This window comes from Bacillus sp. 41-22 (assembly GCF_025809295.1).
Taxonomy (GTDB): Bacteria; Bacillota; Bacilli; order Bacillales; family Bacillaceae_G; genus Bacillus_A; species Bacillus_A mycoides.
Map to the genome: position 1 here is coordinate 661,052 of NZ_CP084035.1, position 14,176 is coordinate 675,227.

At 37.5% G+C, this 14,176-nt stretch carries 14 protein-coding genes; 12 read left to right on the forward strand and 2 right to left on the reverse strand.

Features of this window, described 5'->3' with window-relative positions; all coding sequences use genetic code 11:
- Window positions 1-3: 3 nt before the first annotated feature.
- Window positions 4-681: a response regulator transcription factor gene (locus LCF45_RS03305; RefSeq protein ID WP_002125228.1), complete on the reverse strand. Its 678-nt coding sequence runs from the start codon at window positions 679-681 to the stop codon at window positions 4-6.
- A 174-nt stretch (window positions 682-855) separates the two neighbouring features.
- On the opposite strand from LCF45_RS03305, the gene LCF45_RS03310 reads away from it, so the two are divergent.
- The 4 genes from LCF45_RS03310 (at window position 856) to LCF45_RS03325 (ending at window position 4,527) form a co-directional block, all read left to right on the forward strand.
- Window positions 856-2,103 carry a cell wall-binding repeat-containing protein gene (locus tag LCF45_RS03310; protein WP_002125231.1) on the forward strand — a complete coding sequence of 416 codons (1,248 nt, stop codon included), beginning with the start codon at window positions 856-858 and terminating at the stop codon, window positions 2,101-2,103.
- 156 nt (window positions 2,104-2,259) lie between these two features.
- Window positions 2,260-3,711, forward strand: coding sequence for a SulP family inorganic anion transporter (locus tag LCF45_RS03315; protein WP_002125233.1), 1,452 nt, complete (start codon window positions 2,260-2,262; stop codon window positions 3,709-3,711).
- 65 nt (window positions 3,712-3,776) lie between these two features.
- Complete coding sequence (locus tag LCF45_RS03320) at window positions 3,777-4,199, forward strand: universal stress protein (protein ID WP_002010593.1); 423 nt, start codon at window positions 3,777-3,779, stop codon at window positions 4,197-4,199.
- A 211-nt stretch (window positions 4,200-4,410) separates the two neighbouring features.
- Window positions 4,411-4,527, forward strand: a complete 117-nt coding sequence (locus LCF45_RS03325) for a DUF4027 family protein (RefSeq protein ID WP_002125236.1) — start codon at window positions 4,411-4,413, stop codon at window positions 4,525-4,527.
- A gap of 130 nt (window positions 4,528-4,657) precedes the next feature.
- On the opposite strand, the gene glpT is transcribed toward LCF45_RS03325, so the two are convergent.
- Window positions 4,658-6,007: a glycerol-3-phosphate transporter gene (glpT, locus tag LCF45_RS03330; RefSeq protein WP_002125238.1), complete on the reverse strand. Its 1,350-nt coding sequence runs from the start codon at window positions 6,005-6,007 to the stop codon at window positions 4,658-4,660.
- Between the two features lie 271 nt (window positions 6,008-6,278).
- Here glpT and LCF45_RS03335 point away from each other — a divergent pair, with 271 nt between their 5' ends.
- From LCF45_RS03335 to rbsB, 8 genes are all read left to right on the forward strand, one after another.
- The gene (locus tag LCF45_RS03335) at window positions 6,279-6,737 is read left to right on the forward strand and encodes a MarR family winged helix-turn-helix transcriptional regulator (protein WP_002125240.1); all 459 of its coding nucleotides are present in this window, start codon (window positions 6,279-6,281) and stop codon (window positions 6,735-6,737) included.
- Window positions 6,738-6,756: 19 nt separating this feature from the next.
- Window positions 6,757-8,370 (forward strand): MDR family MFS transporter, encoded by a 1,614-nt coding sequence (locus LCF45_RS03340; protein ID WP_002125243.1) that lies wholly within the window; start codon window positions 6,757-6,759, stop codon window positions 8,368-8,370.
- 137 nt (window positions 8,371-8,507) lie between these two features.
- Window positions 8,508-9,479: a ribose operon transcriptional repressor RbsR gene (rbsR, locus tag LCF45_RS03345; protein ID WP_263894531.1), complete on the forward strand. Its 972-nt coding sequence runs from the start codon at window positions 8,508-8,510 to the stop codon at window positions 9,477-9,479.
- 13 nt (window positions 9,480-9,492) lie between these two features.
- Window positions 9,493-10,389, forward strand: a complete 897-nt coding sequence (rbsK, locus tag LCF45_RS03350) for a ribokinase (RefSeq protein ID WP_002010585.1) — start codon at window positions 9,493-9,495, stop codon at window positions 10,387-10,389.
- Entirely contained in the window at window positions 10,386-10,781 is a 396-nt protein-coding gene (rbsD, locus tag LCF45_RS03355) for a D-ribose pyranase (RefSeq protein ID WP_002125248.1), read from the forward strand. Before rbsK ends, rbsD begins: the two co-directional genes overlap by 4 nt.
- Window positions 10,782-10,799: 18 nt before the next feature.
- Window positions 10,800-12,284: a ribose ABC transporter ATP-binding protein RbsA gene (gene rbsA, locus LCF45_RS03360; protein ID WP_002125250.1), complete on the forward strand. Its 1,485-nt coding sequence runs from the start codon at window positions 10,800-10,802 to the stop codon at window positions 12,282-12,284.
- Window positions 12,285-12,287: 3 nt separating this feature from the next.
- Window positions 12,288-13,223 carry an ABC transporter permease subunit gene (locus tag LCF45_RS03365; protein ID WP_263894532.1) on the forward strand — a complete coding sequence of 312 codons (936 nt, stop codon included), beginning with the start codon at window positions 12,288-12,290 and terminating at the stop codon, window positions 13,221-13,223.
- A gap of 14 nt (window positions 13,224-13,237) precedes the next feature.
- Window positions 13,238-14,161 (forward strand): ribose ABC transporter substrate-binding protein RbsB, encoded by a 924-nt coding sequence (gene rbsB / locus LCF45_RS03370; protein WP_002125255.1) that lies wholly within the window; start codon window positions 13,238-13,240, stop codon window positions 14,159-14,161.
- Window positions 14,162-14,176: the final 15 nt, after the last annotated feature.

Here is a 14,176-nt window from a genome sequence, read left to right on the forward strand (position 1 = left end):
TCCTTAGTTTTCAATATCAATCCATCGATATCCTACTCCGTAAACAGTTTTTAAATGGTGATCAATGGGGAAATTTACTTTTCGTAATTTATCACGTAAATTACGAATATGTGAATCGACTGTTCTATCTTCTGTATTTGTATTTAATCCCCAAATTCGTTCAATGAGCTGATCACGGCTTAATACGTAGTTCACATGACGTAAAAATAATCCGAGTAAAGAGAATTCGATTGGGGTGAGAAGAAGTTCTTCATTATGGACAGAAATGAAATGCTTGGCCTCATCCCATAAAATGCCGTGATATTGGATTTGTGCATGTTGATTGGTTCGGCGTAAAACAGCTTCAATTCTTGCGAAGAGCTCCTCTTCGTGGAATGGTTTCGTCACGTAATCATCTGCTCCAAGTTTTAACCCTTGAACGACATCTACCGTTTGATCACGAGCAGTTACCATAATGATAGGAACGTTACTAAATGATCGAATTCTTTTGCAAGTTTCCCACCCATCCATCTTTGGCATCATAATATCGAGTAAAATAAATTTGAAGTTTCGATTTTCTAGATGTGAAATAGCTTCTTCTCCGGATACTGCACATACGCAGTTATATCCGATTGGAGTAAGATAAAGCGTTAATAATTCAAGCATTCTCGGTTCATCATCTACGAGTAGTATATCGATCATAGAGTACCTCCGCATTTGTAGTTATTACTTAAATTGTAAGTCAAAATCATGAAGAAATGGTGCAGATTATAATGCATCTGCATAATTTCTTCAGAATTGCTTGTTATTGTAAAGTTGAAATTCCATTTTAGGTAATAATATTGGCTCGAAAACGAATAATACGGAGGCGATATAGTGAAAAAGATGATCCGAATTTTGGGGATAACAATAATTGCAGCAGTCGGTCTTGCGGCATGCGGACAAACGAGTACAGATCATAAAAATCATGAATCTACAGAAGAGAAGAAAACAGAGCAAAAGGAAATGAAAATGAATCAGGAGGTAACTGCACCGAAAAAAATGAATCAAGGTGCATCGAATGATTTATTAACGACAAGTTTAAAAAATGTAACGAGATTAAATACAAATGATCCTCTGCAAATGGCAGTATTAACTTCGCAAACGATATGGCCAGCAACGCATAAAGAGAATCAGCCAGGCGCTATTATTTTAGTGCCAGTGAACGAGTGGCAATTAGGTATTGCAAGTGCGGATCTTATTCATCACCCGAATAACGGACCGATTTTATTTATAGAAAAAGAAAAGGTACCCGAAATGACGTTAAAAGAAATAAAACGATTAAATCCGCTCGGAACGAAAGATGGAACGCAAATTATGGTGATGGGGGATATAGGGGCATCTAGCCTAGAGCAATTAAAAGAATATAAAGTAAAGCAAATAAAAGAAACGGACCCAGCTAAATTTGCTAAAGATGTTGATAAAGAATATGCCGATATAACAGGAAATTATCCAAATAGCGTTATTATCGGTTCGTCTGAAGAAGAAGGACGTTTATATACAACACCAGCTGTAAATTGGATTTCTCATATGCCAGAACCTCTTCTATATACTGAAAAAAATAAAGTGCCAGAAGCGACAATAGAGGCATTAAAGACGAGAAAAGATAAAGCGAATATATATGTGTTAGGACCAGAAAAAATCGTTTCGAAAGAAGTAGAAAAAGAGTTAAGTAAATATGGGAAAGTAACGCGTATTAGTGGGGAGACTCCAACAGAAAATTCGGTTGCATTTGCGAAATTTAAAGATGAAAAAACGAAATTTGGCTGGGGATTCACAAAACCAGGTCACGGTTTGTCATTTGTTTCAAGCAAAACACCAGACTTAGCAATTGCGGGAGCACCGTTTTCACATATGGGTAAACATGCCCCTGTTGTTTTGCTTGAGGAAGGAAAAGCTTCACAACCAGTTTATGACTTCCTTGCTACTATTCAGCCGAAGTTTAAAGATGATCCAACACTTGGACCATATAACCATGGTTTCCTATTAGGAAGTAGTAGTGATGTTTCATTTGAAACACAAGGTATATTGGATGAGAGGTTAGAAATTGTTCAGGAAAGTGGTCAAGGTCACGGTGGACATTAATGAAATGAGAAAAGACGCTGCTAAGGTAGCGTCTTTTCTTTAGGAAACTTTTACATAGCACAACATCCTTTGCTCGTTATATAATAGCCTTCGTGCAGTCGGCCTTGATTTTCTTATGGAGAAAATCAAATGATAAAAGAGTGGAGGAGTGTTACTTTGTTTCAAACTATAAAAAATGAATGGTTCTCAAATATGAGAGGGGACGTGCTATCAGGGGTTGTTGTTGCTTTAGCATTAATTCCTGAAGCGATAGCTTTTTCTGTTATTGCAGGTGTAGATCCGACGGTTGGATTGTACGCGGCCTTTTGTATTGCGGTTACAATTTCGTTTGTCGGCGGAAGACCAGGGATGATCTCGGCGGCAACGGGTGCGATGGCATTATTAATGGTCACTCTTGTGAAGGATCACGGTTTGCAATATTTATTTGCTGTGACAATAGTAACAGGTATTGTTCAAATTATTTTTGGAGTGTTCAAGCTGAGCTCATTTATGAAGTTTGTTCCTAAATCCGTTATGAGTGGTTTTTTAAATTCACTTGGAATTTTAGTTTTTACAGCGCAATTGCCGCATTTTAAAAATGCAACTTGGCAAATGTATGCACTTGTCGCATTAGGACTTGCAATTATATATTTATTTCCACGTATTACGACGGCTGTTCCGTCTACACTTATTTCAATTATTATTGTGACAAGCATTGCACTTATGAGCGGATTACAGTTAAAAACAGTAGGGGATATGGGAAGCTTACCGAAAGAATTACCGTTCTTTAGTATTCCTGATGTTCCATTTACACTTGAGACATTAGCAATTATTTTACCGTATTCAGTTATGCTAGCGGTTATAGGTTTACTAGAGTCATTATTAACGGCGTCGGTTTTAGACGATATGACACATACGGAAAGTAATAAGCATAAAGAGGCACGTGGACAAGGGATTGCGAACGTTGTTGCTGGTTTCTTCGGAGGAATGGCAGGATGTGCAATGATTGGACAATCTGTTATTAACATTAAATCAGGTGGTCGCGGGAGATTATCGACGTTTGTAGCCGGTGGTTTTTTAATCGTATTGCTATTTGTTTTAGGTGATTACGTTGTTCATATTCCGATGGCAGCTTTAGTTGCAGTTATGATTATGGTTTCGATTGGGACGTTTGATTGGAACTCTGTAGCGACGATTCATAAAGTACCAAAAGGAAACGCATTTGTTATGATCGTAACAGTTGTGATTGTCCTAATTACACATAATTTAGGATTAGGTGTAATTATCGGAACGATAATTAGTGCAGTTTTATTTGCATTCAATATGGCAAAGATTCACGTGAAACATTTGTATATTGAAAATAAGAAAATATACGAAATTCACGGCCAACTATTCTTCGCATCTACGGCAGAGTATATAAATGCTTTTTCATACAATGAAGATGTGAAAGAAATTGAGATGAACTTTACTAACGCACACGTATGGGATGATTCAGCAGTAGCGGCAATTGATAAAGTTATAATGAAGTATGAACAGAACGGTGTGAAAGTAAGGATCACAGGGTTAAATGAACGTAGCTCGAAGCTCGTTGCGAATTTAGCTACTTATAATAAGAGAATTGCTAGTTAGAAGCCTCCTTTTTAGGGGGCTTTATTATATAATACGGGTAGGATAACGAAAAGGGGATTCAGCATATGTACAAACAAATTTTATTAGCATGCGATGGTTCTGAACATGCACTTCGAGCAGCCGAGCATGCAACATATATTGCGAAATTTAACGAAGAAACACATGTTGAAGTTGTGTACGTAGTAGATAATAGAACGGCAAAGTCAGATATTATACAAGGACAAACGGATTTAGAAACAATATCAGCTAGTCGAAAAGATAAATTAAAAGAGATTGAGGGTTTATTAAAGAAAGAGAACATTTCCTACAAAATTACGATTCTACATGGCGATCCAGGAGATACGATTGTTCAATATGTAAATACAGGAGATATAGATCTTATTATTGCTGGGAGTAGAGGGCTAAATACACTGCAAGAGATGGTGCTTGGTAGTGTAAGTCATAAAATAGCAAAGCGTGTGAAATGCCCGGTTATGATTATAAAATAAAGTGAGATATTCTGTAGTGTAAGCAGGACCTTGATATAATTCGAGGTCTTTTTTGATGTATTAAGAGGGAGAATGTGGACAGAATATATATAAGTTTAAAAAAATGTTAACTTACAAATTTGTAAGTTAGCTGTCAGCGAAATCGATGTTATGAAATTTTTCCCATTGATACAATAAGAATATCAAAGGGGATATAGGGAGGATGGAAGGTATGAAATCATTTCAAAATTTGTCTTATAGCCAAGGGGTAAGTTTAATTTGTTTAGGTGGATTTGCTGGATCTGTTATGTTAGCTGTTTTAATAAAGATGTTTCAGCAAATGTTTTAATCGTATGAATAGAAGGGAAATGATTAATATAAATAGCAAGAGAAGAACGATAAATAAAAAATAGCTCTTAGCATGTAAGTAAATGCTGAGAGCTATTTTTATGTTTATTTTTCTACACATTATATTTTGTTTAAACTTCTTTTGATTTAGCAGATCCTGTATTTAAAGTAAGAGCAAGGAAGAACATTGCAAGCACACAAGAAGCAAGGAGCAAAATGAATCCGCCGTCCCATCCGAATCCATCTACAATAAAGCCCATAGCTGCGCTAGCAAAAGTAGCCCCCCCTAGGTAACCGAAGAACCCAGTTAACCCAGCGGCAGTTCCAGCAGCTTTTTTGGGTGCTAAGTCAAGCGCGTGAAGACCAATTAGCATAACAGGTCCGTAAATTAAAAATCCAATGGAAACAAGTGCGATACTATCAATGATTGGATGCCCAGCAGGATTTAGCCAGTAAACAAGAACGGCAATGAATACACCGACCATAAATAGAATGCCAGCAGGTGCGCGGCGCCCTTTAAATAGTTTATCACTCATCCATCCGCAAAGAAGTGTACCTGGAATACCAGCCCATTCGTATAGAGCATAAGCTGTACGTGAGCTACTGTGAGTAAAGCTTTTTTCTTCTACTAAATAAGTAGGAGCCCAGTCTACAACGCCGTAACGAACGAAATAAACAAAGACATTAGCGATAGCGATGTACCATAAAAACTTATTGTTTAATATGTATGTAAATAAAATTTCCTTTACCGAAAGTTCGCGTTCACGGTCCGCTACTTTTTCATCTGATGGATATTCCCCAGTATGTTCTTCAATAGAAGGTAATCCGCAAGATTGAGGTGTATCTCTCATCGTAATTAATACATAAATCCCCACCAAAATTGAAAGAATACCTGGGAAGTAAAATATACTTTTCCAGTCATTTGCAAAGAAATATAAGCCTAATGTAACGAGAGAAGGCATAAGCGCGCCGCCGACATTATGAGCGACGTTCCAAATAGACATTTTTGTACCACGTTCACTAATGGAGAACCAGTGAACCATCGTACGACCACAAGGAGGCCATCCCATACCTTGTACCCATCCATTTAAAAACTGAAGTACAAACATAAGTATAATGCTCGTTGTAATGAAAGAAAATGAGCCGAAAATAATATTAATGATACCGGATAAAAATAGCCCAGCTGCTAAAAAGTAGCGAGGATTACAACGATCGGATACGATACCCATAAGAAATTTACTTAATCCGTAAGCGATAGATACTGCTGAAAGGATAACCCCAAGTTCCCCTTTACTAAAGCCTTGTTCGATTAAGTATGGCATTGCGAGTGAAAAGTTTTTTCGAACAAAGTAGTAACCCGCATAACCGATGAAGATGCCTAAGAATACTTGCAAACGCAATTTGCGGTATTCGCTATCAGTGCGATCAGCTGGTAAGCGTTCTGCGTGGGGCGCAGGTTTAAATAATTGTGTGAAAAACATAAAATGAAAATCCTCCCCTAATTAATTGGAAGCGTTTTAAGACAGAGAGAATACAAAAAGGCTATGAAATATAAAAAAGTTCCCTTCTTTATGATTCATAGCCATATACTCCGATTCTCCGTGACTGTCAATATTAACTTCGACGAAAATTATACAACTTTGTGACAAGAATGTAAACGTTTTTATAAAGAAAGTTGTTGACGTATTTTGTTTGTGGGATTAATATTTAAATACGTTAAATATTTTATTGCTTAAATAAGAGGTGGATAACATGCCAAATGATATGACTCATATTGATAAGATTCAAGCTCTTACATTCGCTATAGGAAAGAAAATGCAAACAGAGCTATTAGAACAAATGCAAGCATCAGGACTTACACCACCGCAGTTTTATATTTTAAAGATTTTAGATCATTACGGAGCTTCAAGAGCGACACAATTGGCGGAGAAAATGTACGTGAAACCGAGCGCGATTACAGTAATGACTGATCGTTTAATTGATCATGGGTTAGTAGAGCGCTATCACGACGATAATGATCGCCGCGTTGTTGTCATTGAGCTAACGAAGAAGGGGAAAGCTACAGTAGAAGAAGCGATGGCGGCTCGTAATGAGCATATTGCAAAGTACTTCTCACACTTAGAATTACAAGAGAGGGAAGATTTGTTGCGCCTCTTTGAAAAGCTAGAAACAATTATTTGCGGGAAACCAGAGAAAAAAGAGAAAAACTAAGAGGAATTGAGGAGATTACATGGAGCAACAAGAAAATCAGAATAGAAAGTTGTTGTTAATCGGTTTAGTAATCGCAATGCTATTTGCTGCATTGGACGGAACAATCGTTGGTACAGCAATGCCGCGTATCGTCGGTGAACTAGGTGGATTAAGTTTAATGACATGGTTAACAACAGCTTACATGTTAACATCAACAACGGTTGTACCGATTGCAGGTAAATTAGCGGATTTACTTGGGCGTCGTAACGTATATATAGCAGGATTAATTATCTTTATGGTTGGTTCAGCGTTATGTGGTATGGCAAACGGTATGACAGAATTAATTATTTTCCGTGGTATTCAAGGTCTTGGTGGCGGCATTATGATGCCAATGGCTATGATTATTATCGGAGATATGTTCACGGGAAAAGAACGTGCTAAATGGCAAGGTATTTTTGGAGCTCTATACGGTCTTGCCTCTGTAATTGGACCACAAGTTGGTGGTTGGATTGTAGACGCAGTGAACTGGAGATGGGTATTCTATATTAACTTACCAGTTGGTATTTTAGCGACAATCTTCATTGCAATGGGATTAAAAGCACATAAACAAACAGGACCAATTAAAATTGATATCGCTGGAATCTTCACGATGATTCTCGGTGTTGTAAGTTTATTACTTGCGTTAACGTTTGGCGGAAAAGATTATGCATGGGGTTCTTGGCAAATTATCGGGTTATTTGCACTAGCTGCCATTGGTATTGTTAGCTTTATTATCGTTGAAACGAAGGCTGAAGAACCAATTTTACCGATGCACTTCTTTAAAAACCGCACATTTACACTACTGAATGCGATCGGTTTCTTTATGAGTATCGGAATGTTTGGAGCAATTATGTTCGTACCGTTCTTTATGCAAGGAATTGTAGGCGTAAGTGCTGCTGAATCAGGAACGATTATGACACCGATGATGATTACAATGATCGTTATGAGTATTATTGGTGGTCAGCTTGTATTAAAAATTGGTGTGAAACCACAAATTATTACAGGGATGCTTATTATGGCTAGTGGTTTCTGGTTATTAACAACGATGGATATGCACACAACTAAGCTTACCGCTACTTCTTATATGATGGTTATCGGTTTAGGAATGGGTCTTGTTATGCCGATATTAACATTAGCATTACAAGAAAGCTTCCCGAAAAAAGATCTTGGCGTTGTAACATCATCAAGTCAATTCTTCCGTCAAATCGGTGGAACGTTTGGGATTACAATTTTAGGATCAATTATGAATAATACTTCAGGCACAACGTTAACAAATAAATTAGTACCTGTATTAGACACATTCCCAAAAGAAGCGGGACAAATGGTAACAAAATTTAAAGATATGATTCATACAGATCCACAAAGTTTATATTCTATGCTATTTAGTCCAGAGGCATTAAAACAAATGCCAGAAGCATTTTCTAATAGCATCGTACCAATTTTGAAAAGCTCTTTAGTGGACTCACTTCATACTGTATTCTTAACAGGATTGGTATTTATCGTAGTAGGTGCTATCTTTACGATTTTCTTACAGAAAATTAAACTGTCTGATCGTAAAAAAGATGCTGAAGAGCCTGCTGTAGAAGAAAAGGAAAAAACTGTATCATATTCGTAATAAAAAGCATCGCCTTATGGCGATGCTTTTTTTGAGTATAACCTTAAAAGCTTTTTAGTTAGAAATGATTGACGTATTTTTATAAATGCGTTATATTATTTTCTGTAAACGGTTACATGAAATGAGGAGAAAAGAGAATGAGTACGATTAAAGACGTTGCAAAATTAGCAGAGGTATCTGTTGCGACCGTTTCCAGAGTGTTAAATAAAAATGGATATGTCCATGAGGATACATTAAAGAAAGTAGAGCGAGCAATTGAAATGCTAGATTATAAGCCTAGTACAGTAGCGCGTTCTTTATATAATAAAAAGTCTCGTTTAATTGGCTTAGTTGTTCCAAATATCGTGAATCCATTCTTTCCGGAAGTTGCACGTGCTGTAGAAGATGTAGCACATAAGCAAGGTTACACAGTTGTACTTTGTAACTCTGATGAAAATTTAGAAAAAGAGAAGCAATACATTGATGTGCTTAGACAAAATAATGTGGACGGATTTATTGTAGCAACGAATCCACAAAATAGTGTTAATTACATGAATTTGTCTATTCCAGTTGTTGCGATTGACCGTATGTTTAATGAGCGCATTCCTACTGTATATGCAGATAACTATGCAGGGAGCCAGGCGGCGACAAAGTTATTAATAGACAAAGGGTGTAAACATATTGCACATATTCGTGGACCGCGTGATGTGAGCACAGCTAATGAACGTTTTGAAGGTTTTGTAGACGTTATTACGCAAAATAATCTTTCTTATATGATTGCAGAGAGTACATTCGATCCAGCTAATAGTGAACGGGTAGCGGTGGAATTATTAGAAGAATATCCGCATATTGATGGAATTGTTGCTGGGAATGATTTAATTGCAATCGGCGTTGTAAAGGCTGCACTTCAAAAGGGAATTTCTATTCCAGACGATTTACAAATTATTGGATTCGATGGAATTTCTTTAACTGAAATGATGTATCCATCTATTACGACTGTTGCACAGCCAATTTATGAAATGGGGAAAATTGCAACAGAATTGTTGTTAGAGCAGATGGAAGGAAATCCATTAGAAGAGAAACACTATCGTTTACCGATTGAAATTATAGAACGAAATACAACGAAGTAAGGAGATGAGACAGATGCCAAATATTGCAGTAGTAGGTAGCATTTCAATGGACTTAGTGGCTGTTTCAAAAATACGGCCGAAAGCAGGAGAAACAGTAATTGGTGAAGCGTTTCATACGATACCAGGAGGAAAAGGGGCCAACCAAGCAGTTGCTGCAGCTAGATTAGGAGCAAATGTAGCGATGGTTGGTGCAGTAGGAAATGATGATTACGGAACAGTAGTTAGAAAAAATTTGGAGAACGAACGCATTTTTATCGACTATGTGGTACCGGTTACAGATAGGACGACAGGAATCGCTCATATCGTTTTAGCAGAAGAGGATAACAGTATTGTTGTCGTACAAGGAGCCAATGCTCTTGTAAATGAGTCGATTGTAGATCGTTCAAAAGACCTTCTTGTAAAAGCTGATATGGTTGTTCTTCAACTAGAGATTCCGCTTGAAACAGTAAAATACGTTCTGTCTATTTGTGAGGAGCATAAAATTCCAGTTATGTTGAATCCGGCTCCAGCACAATTTTTATCAGAAGATATTTTAGAAAAAGCGACTTATATTACGCCGAATGAACATGAATGTCGCATCGTATTAAATGATTTCACATCACCAATTGAAGAGTTACTTGCGAAATATCCAAATAAGCTATTGATGACGGAAGGGTCTAATGGTGTTCGTTTCCATAACGGAACGGAAGTTGTTCAAGTTCCAAGTATTGCTGTAGACGTAGTAGATACGACTGGAGCAGGTGATACATTTAACGGTGCGTTAGCAGTTGCGCTTTCTGAAGGAGCAACACTTCAAAAGGCAATTCGTTTTGCAAATATTGCTGGTGGTCTTTCTGTAACGAAACTTGGGGCACAGGGCGGTATGCCAACGAGAGATAGAGTACGTGAAGTGCAGGTGATTGTCGGATGAAAAAGCACGGTGTATTAAATAGCGAAATTGCGGCAGTCCTTGCTTCACTTGGACATACAGATACGATTGTAATTGCTGATTGCGGGTTACCTATTCCTGATGGAGTAAAACGAATTGATTTAGCAGTTGAAATCGGAAAGCCTAGCTTTTTAGACGTATTACAAGTAGTTGCTGATGATATGGCAATTGAAAAAGTGATGTTAGCAGAAGAAGTTATTATAAATAATGCAGAGGTAAATAAAGAAGTTGAGATGCGATTAATAGAGCCAGCATTTGAATATGTGTCTCATAAGGAATTTAAAGAGCATACAAAGAGAGCGAAGGCGATTATTCGTACAGGAGAAGCAACGCCTTATGCGAATGTTATTTTACATGCAGGCGTGATTTTTTAATAAAGGGATGTGATGAGAATGCATATTGAAATGAAGAACATTTCAAAAGCGTTCAGTGGTAATCCTGTTCTAAAAAACGCACAGTTTATGATTGAAACAGGAGAAGTCCATGCATTGATGGGGGAAAATGGAGCGGGGAAATCGACGCTCATGAAGATTTTAACAGGTGTATATAAAAAAGACAGTGGAACAGTCATGATTGATGGGAAAGAACGAACTTTTAAAAGTGCGAAAGAAGCTGAAGAGTATGGTATTGCATTTATCCATCAAGAGTTGAACATATTACCGAATTTAACGGTAGCTGAAAATATGTTTCTTGGAAAAGAGTTAATGTATGGGAAAACGGGCATTTTACGTACGCGTCAAATGAATGCGATTGCCCAGCAACAATTAGCAGATCTTGGTCTACATGTGAGAGGTGCTATGCTAGCAGGTGAATTATCAGTTGGACAACAGCAAATTATTGAAATTGCTAAAGCATTAATGACAAAGGCGAGCGTTATTATTATGGATGAACCTACAGCAGCATTAACAGATCGCGAAATTGAAACTCTGTTTATTGTTATTAATAAATTGCGTAAAGAGGGCGTTTCATTCGTTTATATTTCACACCGGATGGAAGAAATTTTTTCAATATGTGATGCTATTACGATTTTGCGTGATGGAGAATATGTAGGGAAAAGATTAATTCCAGAAACGTCATTTGATGAAGTAGTTAGCATGATGGTGGGCCGCAGTATTGGTGAACGTTATCCAGAACGAAATAGTCAAATTGGCGAAGTGATTTTTGAAATGCGAAACGGAACGAAAAAAGGAAAATTTGAAAATGTTTCGTTTCAAGTTAGAAAAGGTGAAATCCTTGGTGTTGCGGGCTTGATGGGAGCTGGTCGCACGGATATTATGAAAGCAATATTTGGATATGAACCGCTCGATTCAGGAAAAATTTTCATGAATGGACAAGAAGTAAAAATTGATAGTCCAATTGATGCGATTAGACAACGAATTGCCTTTATTACAGAGGATAGAAAATCTGAAGGGCTTGTGTTAGATTTTTCGATTCGTGAAAATTTAGCTTTACCAAATTTAGAAAGTCTTTCAAAGGGAAGCGTGGTTAATAAAGGTTTAGAACGGCAATTTACAGAGGATATGATGAAGCTTCTTAATGTGAAAGCAGCAAACGGAGAGCAAGCTGTCAAATCTCTTTCTGGTGGAAATCAGCAAAAGATTGTAATTGCAAAATGGTTAGGTATTCATCCGCAGTTACTCATTTTAGATGAACCAACGAGAGGTGTAGATGTTGGGGCTAAAAAAGAAATTTACTCTATTATGAATAAGCTTACCGAGCAAGGAGATGCCGTTATTATGGTATCGTCTGAGCTTCCAGAAGTTTTAGGAATGAGTGATCGAGTTCTCGTCATTCATGAAGGGAAAATCGGTGGTATTTTAGAGAAAGATCAGGCATCGCAAGAGTCTATTATGGCACTAGCTACAGGGGGAGAGTAAGATATGGCTAAGAAGGGGAATGTATTACAACAACTTGGTTCTTTAATTGGATTAGTATTAATTATCGTAGTAATTACAGCTTTAAATCCAGCATTTATTGAAATTCCAAATTTATTTAATATACTGCGCCAAGTATCGATTAATGCACTCATTGCATTTGGAATGACCTTCGTTATTTTAACAGGGGGTATTGACTTATCGGTAGGTTCTATTTTAGCATTATCAAGTGCACTTGTTGCCGGAATGATGGCAAGTGGCATGGATCCGTTCCTTGCAATGGTAGTTGGATTATTAGCAGGTCTTGCAATGGGGATTGTAAACGGTATCATTATTGCGAAGGGAAAAGTAGCTCCGTTTATTGCAACTTTAGCAACAATGACTATTTTTCGCGGGTTGACGCTTGTTTATATGGACGGACGTCCGATCACTGGTCTTGGTGATCATTTAATGTTCCAAATGTTTGGCCGTGGTTATTTCCTTGGTATTCCTGTGCCAGCCGTTACAATGATGATTGCTTTTGCAGTATTGTACTTTATTTTAAAGAAAACAACGTTTGGTCGCCGTACGTTTGCGATTGGTGGAAATGAAGAAGCGGCAGCTTTATCAGGTATTAATGTTACGAGAATTAAAGTAATGATTTACGGTCTTTCCGGAATTTTGGCAGCGCTTGCAGGTATTATCTTAACATCAAGGTTAGATTCTGCACAGCCGACTGCTGGTACTTCTTACGAATTGGATGCAATTGCTGCAGTTGTGTTAGGAGGAACGAGTCTTTCAGGTGGAAGAGGATGGATTGTTGGTACATTCATCGGTGTGCTTATTATTGGTGTACTAAATAACGGTTTAAATTTATTAGGTGTATCTTCTTTCTTCCAACAAGTTGTAAAAGGACTTGTAATCTTACTAGCTGTACTAATTGATCGTCGAAAAGAAGCGTAATGGAGGGACAATTCATGAAAAAATGGTTACTGATACTCGTTGCATGCATCATGGTAGTTACTGCTGGTTGTTCAATGGAACCACCAGAATGGGCAAAGGATTCTAGCGATAAAGGTCGAAATAAAACTATTAAAGTTGGATTTTCTGTTTCAACTTTAAATAATCCATTTTTCGTCACGTTGAAAAAAGGTGCAGAAAAGAAGGCAAAAGATAGCGGCATTGAATTAATTGCTGTTGATGCACAAAATGATGCGGCGAAGCAAACAAATGATGTTGAAGATTTAATTCAAAAAGGTGTCGATGTAATTGTTATTAATCCAACCGATTCAGATGCTGTTGCTTCAGCGGTAAGTGCAGCTAATGCAGCCAATGTTCCTGTTATTACAGTAGACCGGGTTGCGAATTCAGGTAAAGTTGTTTCTCATATTGCTTCCAACAATATAGAAGGTGGTCAAATGGCTAGTGATTACATTCGGGAGTTAGTTGGTGAAGGAACAAATGTTGCTGAGTTAGAAGGAATCCCTGGATCGTCTGCTGCTCGTGAGCGTGGGAAAGGATTCCATAACGTAGCTGATAAGTCTTTAAAAGTAGTAGCAAAACAAGCAGCTGATTTCGATCGTGCAAAAGGATTATCCGTTATGGAAAATATTTTGCAAGCAAATAGCGATATAAAAGCAGTGTTTGCTCATAACGATGAAATGGCATTAGGCGCAATTGAGGCATTGAAATCTGCTGGTAAAACAGATGTGGTTGTTGTTGGATTTGATGCAACAGATGATGCTGTAAAAGCGGTTAAAGATGGGCGTATGGCAGCAACAGTCGCTCAAAAACCAGAATTAATCGGAGAGAAGGCGATGGAAACAGCGAAAGAGATAACACAAGGTAAAAAAGTGGACAAATTTATTCCGATTGAATTAGAGCTTATTAAGAAAAAATAAATAAATATAAAATGA

Bases quoted from the DNA above. Each gene is read 5' to 3' on its own strand.
- LCF45_RS03340 (WP_002125243.1), top strand. From the start codon at position 6,757: ATGGAGCAACAAGAAAATCAGAATAGAAAGTTGTTGTTAATCGGTTTA.
- LCF45_RS03320 (WP_002010593.1), top strand. From the start codon at position 3,777: ATGTACAAACAAATTTTATTAGCATGCGATGGTTCTGAACATGCACTT.
- rbsD (WP_002125248.1), top strand. From the start codon at position 10,386: ATGAAAAAGCACGGTGTATTAAATAGCGAAATTGCGGCAGTCCTTGCT.
- rbsB (WP_002125255.1), top strand. From the start codon at position 13,238: ATGAAAAAATGGTTACTGATACTCGTTGCATGCATCATGGTAGTTACT.
- LCF45_RS03335 (WP_002125240.1), top strand. From the start codon at position 6,279: ATGCCAAATGATATGACTCATATTGATAAGATTCAAGCTCTTACATTC.
- rbsR (WP_263894531.1), top strand. From the start codon at position 8,508: ATGAGTACGATTAAAGACGTTGCAAAATTAGCAGAGGTATCTGTTGCG.
- rbsA (WP_002125250.1), top strand. From the start codon at position 10,800: ATGCATATTGAAATGAAGAACATTTCAAAAGCGTTCAGTGGTAATCCT.
- rbsK (WP_002010585.1), top strand. From the start codon at position 9,493: ATGCCAAATATTGCAGTAGTAGGTAGCATTTCAATGGACTTAGTGGCT.
- LCF45_RS03325 (WP_002125236.1), top strand. From the start codon at position 4,411: ATGAAATCATTTCAAAATTTGTCTTATAGCCAAGGGGTAAGTTTAATT.
- glpT (WP_002125238.1), bottom strand. From the start codon at position 6,007: ATGTTTTTCACACAATTATTTAAACCTGCGCCCCACGCAGAACGCTTA.
- LCF45_RS03365 (WP_263894532.1), top strand. From the start codon at position 12,288: ATGGCTAAGAAGGGGAATGTATTACAACAACTTGGTTCTTTAATTGGA.
- LCF45_RS03305 (WP_002125228.1), bottom strand. From the start codon at position 681: ATGATCGATATACTACTCGTAGATGATGAACCGAGAATGCTTGAATTA.